Genomic DNA, 11,691 nt, shown 5'->3' on the forward strand with positions numbered 1-11,691 from the left:
TGTAACAAAAGCATGATGGAAGGCTGTACGAGATCATTGGGAGCATATTAATTGCTCAGTTAAAAAGTGAATGGCAGGGAGATTAAAGGTATGTCTAAAAAAATCCATGAATTTAATGATATCATTCGCAAGCTGCGTAAAGATTTATTGGGAAAAGGACCAGATCGCATTCATAGTGTGTTCGTTGAAAATATGGCTATTTCTACTTTATACGGCAATCTGACGCCAACAGAGAAATTCATTGCCAAAACACCAGAGGGAAAAGAGATGGTGCATGCAGCCAGAACAAAGTTGATTCAAGAAGTATACGCAGCTAATCCACCCGAGGGATTGGAAGAGCTGATTGGAGCAAAGCTCGTTCATTTGTTTTCTGATATTAAGGTAGAAGAAGATATTGCTGTTTCTGTATTTGTCTTTGATAAAAATATTATTTAGAAGGTGAAAGCAGTGAACAAAACAGAGGTAAAACGAAAGATTCTCCGTTTTGCAAACGGACAGGCAGAGCAAGTCGAGGACCGCATTGTGACCGAATACCCTGTGACGATCAAGATGAACGGAGAAGAGTTCGTAACGATGGTTTGTACTCCTGAGTATATTGAAGACATGGTAATTGGCTATTTGGCGTCAGAAGGAATTGTCCGTCGTTACGAGGACATTAAAGAGATGAGAGTCCAAGAGAAGGAAGGCTATGTTCATGTGGAAACGGATAAGTTAAATCCTTACTCGCAGCGCTTTCAGAGCAAACGGTACATTACTTCCTGCTGCGGCATGAGCAGACAAGGATTTGTTTTTGTTAACGATGCGTTAACCGCTAAGAAAATGAAGGGGATTCACGTCACTCTCACGCCTGAGGATTGTTTTCGCCTCATGAATGAAATGCAGGAGTCGGCCGCTCTCTTTCAGGAGACAGGCGGTGTTCATAACGCTGCTTTATGTAATAAAGATGGAATAATACTAAGCCGAATGGACATTGGCCGCCATAATGCGCTTGATAAAATTTATGGTTATTGCATAAGAAATGAAATTTCTATTAGCGATAAAGTCCTTGTATTCAGTGGCCGTTTATCTTCGGAAATCTTGTCGAAGGTAGCCAAAATCGGCTGCGAAGTCGTCTTGACAAAGTCGGCGCCTACAGAACTCGCTTTACAATTGGCCGAAGAATTAGGGGTTACAGCTGTAGGATTTGTCCGCAATCAATCGTTCAATGTGTATACGTGCCCGGAGAGGATTAACATGAATGCACCCTCTGCCGGCAAATAGACTATAAAATCCAAATTTTTCATAGAGAAGGTTTTTCACAAATCGAGATTAGATTTGTGAAAAACCTTTTTCCGTTCACAGACGAGTGGGAGAGTCGTTCTACTCCATACTCACCCGATATATTTTTCTTGGACGTCCCTTCGATGTAGGGGCTTCTTCACCAATAATTTCTGCGATTCCTTGATCTACCAAACCATTAAGAATCCGACGTGCATTTCTTGGTGTCATTTTTAACCACTCTGCAACATTGGCAGCAGTGATGGAATGATTCCCCATTCTTTTTTGTACAGACAAAATTTTGTTAAATGTAGTAATTGTTACTCCACAGCGTGTTAGCTTTTCACTAATCTCCTTGTTTTCTGTACGGTATCCAAACGAGATATTTTCTCTTTCCTTAAGTGGACCTTCAATTGTCCCATTGTTGTCAACGAGAAAAGCGCAAAATGCATCGTAATTTTGGGCATGATTTAAGGCAAGCCGGGCATTTTCCTCTGCTACAAGTGCTGTGTCTCCATAGCCAATGCCTATATTAGACGGCAATTCCGTAATTAATGCTAACCTTTCTAACAGGGCACCGATTTGTTGTTCTGAATCCTGCAAGGAACCTCTCGTCGAGAAAATGATAAAGACACCAACACCGAGAGACATGAATGATCCGGATATCGATTCTGAAAAATTCAATACGGCCGATTGCAGTTCTAAATTTAAGCGATGCTGATCGTATGATACCATATGGTAATCTGCTTTTTTCTCCATAATCTCTACCTTTACGAGCAGCGCAGCTATTTGTGACTGCTTAAAATGCATAGTCTCCCATTTTTGAATCGCCTCTGTTAAGGTATCGCGAATATTACTTCGTGTCGGAGTCACCCAGTAGGCAGGAATCCCCTCTAAACACAAATCTTCATATATAGAACGCAAACAAGTAATGCAAATCTCTACTTTCTCTTCCTCAAATAGCTTTTTATGAAAAGCTAGAAGGTCTGCAATGGGAGTATCATGTGAATATTCATGAACATAGACATGCTCAATAGGGATATTAAGGTCTCGGTAGGTTTCATATACATCACGCTTTGATAGCATATCAATACTTACATGCTCGAGGCTCTTCTTATCTTTATAGCCAATCTCCACAAGCGTTTTCGTAAGACTCGATCCGTCCAAATGAAGATAGAAAAACGGCTGCTTCGCTCCGCTTTTCCGGGAAGGGGTATAGAGGGCGGGACCCGCAAATACCCACAGATCCGCCTGGTCTTGGTTTTCTTGTAAAATATGAGTGGTTTCTTCAGTGTTTTGATAAACAAATGGAATAGGAAGGAGTTTGTCGCTGTATTCTTCTGCAATGTCAGATATAAGCTGGACAGAGTTGCTCGGTCCGACGATGCCCGCTCTTGGTTTCATATTTGCTACCACCTCGTTCAAAATTATGTATATTTACTCTTCTTTAATTATAACAACTACGGGAACTATTAGCATAAACGTTTATGCTTTTCAACTATTCCTTCTTCTTTCTGGACATTCGACAAAAAGTCTAGATTTTAAAAAGAAAATAGAAATAGAATTTTTAGAAAATTTCGTTGACTTTCTAATTGAAAATCTATATATTTTAATTAAGGAACATATTAAGAATAATTCCTTAATTAAAAAGGAGGCAACGGAATGAGTACACTTTCTTCCAAAGAGAATAGCTCTAAGCGGTTAGTAAGCTCTGAAGAGTTTAGGAATGTAATTGGCCATTTTACTAGCGGTGTATCGATCATTACCGTAAGAGACGAGGAAGTGGATTACGGCATTACGGCCAGTGCGGTAAGTTCTGTCTCGCTAGATCCACCAATGCTGCTTATCTGCGCTAATAGAAGCACTGGTACATGTCACGCCATTTCTAAAAAAGGCTCTTTCACTGTAAATATTCTTGCAGAGCAGCAAAGTGAGCTGGCAATGCAGTTTGCAAGAGCAAATACAGAGAAGTTTAAAGGTGTGGAGATGTCCTACGGTGAACTTGGAAATCCGGTGTTGAATGGCACGCTGGCACAAGTTGAATGCCGGGTAGTCGAAGAAGTAGCTGGCGGCACCCATTCCGTTTTTCTTGCGGAAGTTCAAAAAGCCAATGCAGAAGACGGAAATCCATTAGCTTATTTCAGAGGAAAGTTCGGCAAATTTAAACCTGCTGAATAGCAGTGTGTTAAATATTTTAGGATCTATAAGTCTTTTTAAAGAAGATTAAAAGCTAAATATATAGGGAGGAAAAAAATATGGCCTTAATGACGGGCAAACAATACCGCGAATCACTGAATGATGGCCGGGAGATTTACATTGATGGTGAGAAGGTTACAAATGTGGCAGAACATCCATCGTTTAAGCCAATTATTGATGTGAAAGCCAGAATGTATGATATGGCTCATGAAGCGCAATATAAGGATATTTTAACAACGACACTGGAGGATGGAGAAGTTGTTTCTCGTGCATATAAGACACCGAAAACAAAAGAAGATTTAACAGCAATCCGTACCCACGTGGAAACTGTACTGGATGATCTTGGCGGGGTCGTTTACCGTGTCGGTGATGAAACGATCGGTGAAATGTGGTCTTTATACGATGCGAAGGACAAATTGAATGAAATTGACCCTACGTATGCAAAGAACATTGATTATCATATCGATCGCGTGGCAAGAGAGGATTTATTCCATGTTTCTGCTAATACAGATCCGAAGGGCGATCGCAGCAAGCTGTTCAGCGGAGAAGACGGCGGCACATTGCTTCATGTTGTTGAAGAAAACGACAGAGGTATTGTCGTAAAAGGAGCTAAATTCGAAACAGCAGCTGCTTACGCTCACCAGGCTTTCGTTAAACCAACCATCTTGGATTGGAATGCAGGGTCAGAAAAAATGGCTCCTTTCGCGTGCGGATTCATTTGTGACATGGGAGCGCCTGGATTGAAGCACATTTGCCGTTCTTCGCTCGGCACCAATAAAAATGAAACAGATTATCCAATCGCAACTAAATTTGAAGAAATTGATACGCTACTTATTTTCGATAATGTGCTTATTCCATGGGAAAATGTGTTGTTTCACCGTTCTTTAGAATCAGCTGCTTACATCCGTTCAACATTGCACCGTTATTCTGCCTTTAACTATACACTCAGAATGCTGCGCCGAGCTGATTATTTAATTGGAGTAGCTTTGCTTAATGTAGAACAAACAGGACTTACTCAACTCCAAGCAGTAAAGGAAAAAGTTTCGCAATTAATCAATTACCGTGAAAGTATCAATGCTCACTTAACAGCGGCAGTGGCCAATGCAGAAGTGAGCCCGGGCGGTTTAATGATGCCGAATCAATCTCTGCTTTACACTGGACGTGTGTTTGCCTTGTCGAACTTCCCGGCCATGGCTCATTTAACGAGAGAGCTCGTTGGTGGGCAATTAGCTGTAACACCGGATTCAACAACGATGGCTGATCCGTCGGTCCAGGAATATATCGATAAGTATTATTCTGTTGGTGAATGGAGTCCGGAAGAGAGAGGGAAATTACTGTATTTTGCAAGGGACCTTTTAAATTCTTCCTATGCAGGGCATAGAACAACGTTTGAATTGTTTGCGCAAAGCCCGCCGTTCGCTCAGCAAATGGCTGTTTTCAGCAACTTCGATGCAGAAAACCAGCGTGAGCTCGTTCGTAAAGCAGCTGATTTGAAGCCATCCATAGCTGTTACTAATTTGTAATCTTAAAAATAGAAAGGGGAAGGTTTCATTGGATATTCACACACCAGGTACGTTGAAGCTGCCTGCATCTGTTCTGACAATCGGCGCTCTTGATGGGATTCACAGGGGACATCAGGCCTTATTACTAAAAGCAAAAGAACGGGCTAAAAAGCTTGAGGTACCTTTTGTTGTCTATACCTTTGATCCTCCTCCCAAAGTGTTTTTTACAGGCTGCCAGCTCTTAATGACAGTAGAAGAAAAGTTGCAGCGGCTTGACATGCTCAGGGTTGACCATGTGATTGTCGGCCCGTTTAATGAGGCGTTCATGAAACAAGAAGTACCAGATTTTATTGAGGAAATACAAGAAATGAATCCCCTTGAAGTATGGGAGGGCCCAAATTTTCTCTTTGGTAAAAATAGAAAAGGCACAATCGAAGTGTTGCGCCGTTACTTCAATATAGGTATTGTACAGCCGTTAACATGTGAGCAAGGAGAAATGATTTCTTCCACTCGGATACGCGGCCTGTTAAAGCAGGGGAAATTCTCTCAGGCAGCAAAGCTGCTGGGGGAAGAGCGCTTTAATGGATCTATTTTGGAAAAATCTTATGTTGCAAATTCATAAAGGCCAAATTTCATTTTTTTGTACTAATTTATGTTAGAAGCAAAGGAGAAGGAAAACGATGAAAACTGAGACAGTGGAAATTAAAAGATTTCGCAAGTTTGAAACAAACAAGTTTTATCCCTCTCATATGGGAGAAGAATCTCATCATGTAGCCAATGAGTTTTCAATGGTTGTTCGTGCTGGGAACCGCATATTCATGAGAGGTCAGACAGCATTTGATTTAGACGGGAATTTCCATGGAGAGAACGATGTTATTGCCCAAACAGAAAACGCTTGCCGCTGCATTAAGCAGCTTCTTGAAGAAGCTGGGGGAAAGATGACAGACGTTTGTAAACTCACAACCTATGTAACGGACCGGAATTATCGGAAAGATGTTTACAGTGTCATCGCTAAACATTTTAAAGGTGTATACCCGGTAAGTACTGGGTTAGTTGTTAACGGGCTGGCTCTTCCTGAAATGCTTGTGGAAATTGATGTAGAAGCTATCATCAGCGACGATAAGTAAGCCAAGCAGTCTTGCTTCACTATAATTGCATGGCTGGAGCAGCAACATTAGGAAGAGCTATATTTGTTGCTCCTTATCTTTTAAGGAGGAAATCAAAATGAAGATAACGAGTACATTTTCTGTAGCGGGACGTTGTGCAGCAACAGGAGCTTTGGGAGCGGTCGTAACTTCCAGCAGTCCATCTGTTGGGGCAAGGTGTCCCTGGGTCAAGTCGAATGTAGGAGTTATTCTCACGCAGAATGTAACCGATCCACGTCTGGCAGCTATCGGGCTATCTGCTATGGAAAAGGGATATAATGCACAAGCAGCGATCCGCACGATGATGGCTGCTTCGGACTTTCCAGAATTCAGACAGCTGGCTGTTGTCGATGCAAAAGGTGGATCGAGTGTATTTACAGGTGAAAAAGCGCTCGGTGTGCATGGAGAGTTTTATGCCGAGGACGTAGCAAGCATTGGTAATCTGTTAAGCGATCCATCTATTCCAATTGCAATGGGCCAGCGCTTTATGGATCGTAAAGATCTTCCATTGCCTGAGCGCTTAATTTCGGCGATCGAACTCGGATTTAATATGGGCGGGGAATTAGATGATGAGCATTCTATTGCTCTTTTAGTCTATCATCCAGATGCGCCGTTTGCTTATGTTGATCTACGGGTGGATTACAGTGAAGATCCGCTTCAGGATTTGAAGAAGCTGTGGGAGATTTACAGTCCGCAGGCAATGGATTATAAGATTAGAGCCATTGAGCCGGAACGCGCACCTTCTTATGGAGTAAAAGGTGACGAATAATTGCAAAGAATCCATATGAGTGGTTAAAGAATTGAAAAGTATAGATCTGAAAATGATTGGGAACGATGCTGTAAATATTTAGAGCCGGCTAAAATAAAAGGGTCGGGAAAGAAGTAAGGCAGCGGGGCAGATGGAGGTCTTGGTAAACTATCAATGGTAGAAGAACGGTAAAAAGAGATATCTAGTAGAAAAGCGGTCATGTTATTGTATTCTGCTTCTCATTTTAAATAGGAAGGGAGCTGGTATATTGGATGAAAAACCAGCTCCCTGTTTTTAGTATCTTTTTAAAATACAAAAAACAAGATGGGATAAAGATGCTAGAGAATAAAGTGCGAATAGAGGAGCCTTATTAACCGAGGAGTTAGATATTATTTTAAACCCTTGCGAAATGACTGAACCATGAATTTCCAAATCAGCGCTGCTTAAGAAAAAATTTAGCATTATATGAGACAACAATACGTAAGTTTAAATTTTTATAATATTCAAATAAATATTGACACCGCTAAAAATGGGATGTATGATTTTTATAAGGAACATTTAAGGATTTATTCCTTTATTTAAAAAACTCAATTAAAAGAAGGGAGAAGAGAGGTAATAAATCAAGAGCCTCAGGAAACTTACTGTCTTTGATTTAGACTGAATATTGTTTTTTTGACTTAAATATTGTAAGCGGATTCTTCAATGCAGAATATGAAGAGAGTGAATTGTTTGATTAAATAAGCTAGAGAAAAGAGGGGGAGTAATGGAGAGCAATCGTATCCAGCAAGACCTCCACACAGAAGGACAGCTGCAAAGTACGTTAAAGAACCGACATGTAACAATGATAGCGCTCGGCGGGATCATTGGGGCTGGGCTTTTTGTTGGAAGCGGAGCAGTGATTAATGCCACCGGACCAGCAGCAGTTGTTAGTTATATCCTATCTGGCGGGCTGTTATTTTTAGTGATGCGTATGATTGGTGAAATGGCGGTGGCCTATCCGACTGCCGGTTCTATTTCCGAATACGCCCGCGCAGGTTTAGGAAACTGGGCGGGGTTTAGTGTCGGCTGGCTTTATTGGTATATGTGGGTCATTGTAGCTGCGATTGAAGCGGTAGCAGGGGCTGGCATTCTAGTAAACTATTTTCCGAATATACCTCCTTGGTTTCTATGCTTCATACTGTTAGTTGTTCTTACCTTAACAAACCTTTATTCGGTGCGTTCTTTTGCTGAAACTGAATTTTGGTTTGCCTCTATAAAAATATTTGCGATTATTTTCTTCATTACACTTGGTGCCATCTATCTGCTTGGATTATGGCCTGGTGAATCACCAGGTCTTTCAAACTTATACTCTGCGGGAGGTTTTTTCCCTAACGGAACTGTTGCTGCATTAGTTGGAAGTGTGACAGTGCTCTTCTCAATGGGAGGAGCTGAAATTGCTACTATTGCAGCTGCAGAATCTGACCAGCCTGCTAAGTATGCTGCAAAAGCCACTAATCAAGTCATGTATCGTATCTTTTTCTTTTATGTAGTTTCTGTCTTTTTTATTGTAGCTATTGTGCCATGGAACTTTAAGTTCGCCGGCGTTGCTATTCAAAGTCCTTTTGCTATTGCATTAGAACAATTAGGTATTCCTTTTGCTCCATTCATTATGGAGGCGGTTGTTTTGACTGCTGTGCTTAGCTCGCTCAATTCTTGTCTTTATATAACATCTAGAAGCTTATTTGCTCTAACTAAGAAAGGAGATGCCCCGAAATTCCTTGTCAAATTGAATAAACGGGGAGTACCGGTAAGGGCCATACTTGCCGGCACGGTTTTTGGCTATGTAGGTGTTGTCTTAAATTACTTCTTTCCTGAAACTGTATTTCTGTTTTTGATTAATTCAGCGGGAGCCATTTCGCTGTTCTATTACTTAATACTTGCTTTTGCTCAAATTCGTTTGCGGCGTAGACTGGAACAGGAAGCACCTGAGAAATTGCAGTTGAGAATGTGGTTATTTCCTTATTTGTCTTATATAACTATTGCATGGATGTTGACAGTGGTTGGAGCGATGATATGGATCTCAGGTACACGTTCACAAGTTTTCCTAAGCCTGACCAGCTTTGCGATAATTCTGATAGCTTATATGTTACGCAGTAGGTATAGCAAGCAGTCAGAGAGCTCCCCTATGGAGCAAGAAGCAGAATATGTGGACGCATCTAAGGGGTAAAGAGCCCGTGGGCTTAAATAGAATAATAAGGTTTGAGGGGTGTGAAAATGAAAACAGGATATATTTATGATGAGAGTTATTTCTGGCACGATACGGGGAGTGGCACATTATATTTGCCCTCTGGCGGCTATTTAGAGAAGGATGTTTTCTCCGAAGATCCTGCAACGAAGAGACGGGTGAACAATTTACTAGAAAGATGCGGATTGATGAAAAAGCTAAATAAAATTGAACCGCGGTCAGCCACTAAACAAGAGATTGAATTGTTTCATACAACGGATTATATAAATAAGGTTAAATTGCTGAGCGATACGACAGGCGGAGATGCAGGAGACCATGCCATCGTTGGAAGAGGGTCTTATGAGATTGCCCTGCTTTCTACAGGCGGCGCATTAACAGCAGTTGATGCGGTTATGAGGGAAGAGGTGGAAAATGTTTATGCACTTACCCGTCCGCCGGGACATCATGCTGAAACAGACAAAGGAATCGGGTTTTGCCTCTTTAACAATGTAGTAATCGCTGCAAAATATGTAAGGGAAAAATATGGACTAAAAAGAATCATGGTTCTTGATTGGGATGTCCATCATGGAAACGGAACAGAAAAGGCATTTTATGAAGACTCTGGTGTTTTGTTTATTTCTGTTCACGAAGACCTAAACTTTCCGAGTAATACGGGGTATGCCACAGATGTCGGAGAGGGACAAGGACGCGGCTATAATGTGAATATCCCTTTGCCCCCGGGGATGAGCAATGCTGGTTACCTAAGTGTTTTTGAATCGATTATTCGTCCGTTAGCAGACGAGTTCAAACCGGAACTAGTCATTGTCTCAGCGGGGCAGGACCCAAGCATATTTGATCCGCTGGGAAGAATGAGGGTGACGGCCGAAGGATTTGGAAAAATGACGGAAGTAATGAAGGAGATCGCTGCGAAACACTGCGGCAAAAAATTAGTTTTTTGTCATGAGGGCGGATACAGCAATGCTTATGTTCCATTTTGTACACTCCGTATTATTGAAGAGTTAAGTGAAATACAAAGCAATGTAGAAGATCCTTTCATTGCGGGGTCAAACGGATATCCTGATAAAGTATATGATCATCAAAAAGAAGCGATCAATCATGTTATCGATATTCAGTCAGAATTTTGGAGTAATCTTCGAGTTCAGGTGTAATAATTGCTGTGCGAATGAACTTTAAAATAATCAGTGTCTCTATATTGTGGACAGCTTTTAAAGCGATGGGGGGAATGATAGGTGAGTGCTAACTCTAATTCAATAGAGCAGAAAAGTTATGAATATGTTTCTTTAGACGAAAGAAGAGGAAATCCGAAAGAGCTGTTTTTTGTTTGGTTTGCTGCGAATACAGTTTCGACTACCCTCATAACTGGAGCTCTAGCAGTTATTGTTGGCTTGAATTTTTGGTGGGCTGCTCTGTCGATTTTATTAGGGCATGCCATTGGAGCAACAGTAATGGCGCTTCATTCCGCTCAAGGGCCAAAGCTGGGCATTCCCCAAGTAATGCAAAGCAGAGCACAGTTCGGATATTTTGGGGTTATTCTGCCGATGCTGATCATTTTTACGATGTATTTAGGATATGGAGCAAGCAATACAGTATTAGTAGGGCAGGGAATTTACGAGACGCTTGGCATTCCTCTTAATTTAACTGTTATCATCAGTTTAATTCCAATGGTGCTGTTAGCGATCTACGGCCAGCGATTAATTCAGAAATCGATGAAGCTGTATACCATTGCTTATACGGTGATTTTTGGGACACTGACGATACTTGTAGTCAGTCAAGTATCTATGGAAATGCTTAACCGGGGAGGCTTCTCCTTTAGCGAGTTTATTTTGGCTACCTCGATCTCAGTTACTTGGCAGATTACTTATGGTCCCTATGTTTCTGATCACTCCAGATATATGCACCCGAGTGAATCTAAAAAAACCTTTGCCTATACTTACTTAGGGAGTTATTTGAGTTCTGTCTGGCTGATGCTTCTAGGGGCAGCCCTGGCAAGCATGGTTGCAGATGGAAACGTAATGGCCCAAATAAAGGAATTGGGTAATGGCATTGGCATAGTGATTGTTATTTTGCTATCTCTTGGATTAATTGTTATTAATTCATTAAATATTTATGGGGCGGGAATTATTGCCTTATCAATAGCAAGTAACTTCTTCAAATTTGCAACTACCATTAAAATACGTGTGTTTACTTGTATTATCGTTGGGGTTCTTCTTGCCCTTGCAGCTACTGTTGGGGCGGGGAACTTTATGAATAACTTTCAAATCTATTTAGGGTTTATTCTCTTCTTCATCGTGCCATGGAGCGTTATTAATTTAACAGATTTTTATTTGTTGCGGCGTCAGGACCATAAACCGGATGAATTTATGGATAAAGAAGGGCCATTTAGAAAGTTAAAAATCAGCTCATTAACTATTTATCTAATAGCTATTGCCTGTCAGATCCCATTTATCAACAATGGAATCTATCAAGGGGCTATATCTAAAATGATGGATGGATTAGATGTTGCCTGGTTAGTAGGAATCCTCATCTCCTTTAGTTTGTATTACACTTTTGAGAAGGTTAAAGATCATTCTTCACCGAAATCAATTAAGAAAGCGATATAAGAAATATAGGAAAAAAAAC

Annotated in this window: 11 protein-coding genes; 10 read left to right on the forward strand and 1 reads right to left on the reverse strand. The window is 41.0% G+C overall.

Annotated features, from left to right (window positions below; genetic code table 11):
- Positions 1–90 precede the first annotated feature (90 nt).
- Both CJ483_RS18805 and fdhD read left to right on the forward strand, forming a co-directional pair.
- A complete protein-coding gene (locus CJ483_RS18805) occupies positions 91–435 on the forward strand; it encodes a Na-translocating system protein MpsC family protein (protein ID WP_041098779.1) in 345 nt (114 codons plus the stop codon).
- Between the two features lie 12 nt (positions 436–447).
- Entirely contained in the window at positions 448–1,260 is an 813-nt protein-coding gene (gene fdhD, locus CJ483_RS18810; RefSeq protein WP_120036602.1) for a formate dehydrogenase accessory sulfurtransferase FdhD, read from the forward strand.
- A gap of 99 nt (positions 1,261–1,359) precedes the next feature.
- On the opposite strand, the gene CJ483_RS18815 is transcribed toward fdhD, so the two are convergent.
- Positions 1,360–2,661: a helix-turn-helix domain-containing protein gene (locus CJ483_RS18815; protein ID WP_120036603.1), complete on the reverse strand. Its 1,302-nt coding sequence runs from the start codon at positions 2,659–2,661 to the stop codon at positions 1,360–1,362.
- 258 nt (positions 2,662–2,919) lie between these two features.
- Between CJ483_RS18815 and CJ483_RS18825 the strand changes: the two genes are divergently transcribed.
- From CJ483_RS18825 to CJ483_RS18860, 8 genes are all read left to right on the forward strand, one after another.
- Positions 2,920–3,435, forward strand: a complete 516-nt coding sequence (locus tag CJ483_RS18825; protein ID WP_120036605.1) for a flavin reductase family protein — start codon at positions 2,920–2,922, stop codon at positions 3,433–3,435.
- Positions 3,436–3,512: 77 nt separating this feature from the next.
- A complete protein-coding gene (locus CJ483_RS18830) occupies positions 3,513–4,976 on the forward strand; it encodes a 4-hydroxyphenylacetate 3-hydroxylase family protein (protein ID WP_041098771.1) in 1,464 nt (487 codons plus the stop codon).
- 28 nt (positions 4,977–5,004) lie between these two features.
- A complete protein-coding gene (locus CJ483_RS18835; RefSeq protein WP_041098769.1) occupies positions 5,005–5,577 on the forward strand; it encodes an FAD synthetase family protein in 573 nt (190 codons plus the stop codon).
- A gap of 58 nt (positions 5,578–5,635) precedes the next feature.
- Positions 5,636–6,082 (forward strand): RidA family protein, encoded by a 447-nt coding sequence (locus tag CJ483_RS18840; RefSeq protein WP_041098767.1) that lies wholly within the window; start codon positions 5,636–5,638, stop codon positions 6,080–6,082.
- A 97-nt stretch (positions 6,083–6,179) separates the two neighbouring features.
- Positions 6,180–6,869 (forward strand): DUF1028 domain-containing protein, encoded by a 690-nt coding sequence (locus CJ483_RS18845; protein WP_041098764.1) that lies wholly within the window; start codon positions 6,180–6,182, stop codon positions 6,867–6,869.
- A gap of 742 nt (positions 6,870–7,611) precedes the next feature.
- The gene (locus tag CJ483_RS18850) at positions 7,612–9,054 is read left to right on the forward strand and encodes an amino acid permease (protein WP_120036606.1); all 1,443 of its coding nucleotides are present in this window, start codon (positions 7,612–7,614) and stop codon (positions 9,052–9,054) included.
- 47 nt (positions 9,055–9,101) lie between these two features.
- Positions 9,102–10,220: a class II histone deacetylase gene (locus CJ483_RS18855; RefSeq protein WP_120036607.1), complete on the forward strand. Its 1,119-nt coding sequence runs from the start codon at positions 9,102–9,104 to the stop codon at positions 10,218–10,220.
- An 81-nt stretch (positions 10,221–10,301) separates the two neighbouring features.
- Positions 10,302–11,672, forward strand: a complete 1,371-nt coding sequence (locus tag CJ483_RS18860; protein ID WP_120036608.1) for a purine-cytosine permease family protein — start codon at positions 10,302–10,304, stop codon at positions 11,670–11,672.
- Positions 11,673–11,691 lie beyond the last annotated feature (19 nt).

Source organism: Bacillus sp. PK3_68 (assembly GCF_003600835.1).
Taxonomy (GTDB): Bacteria; Bacillota; Bacilli; order Bacillales; family Domibacillaceae; genus Pseudobacillus.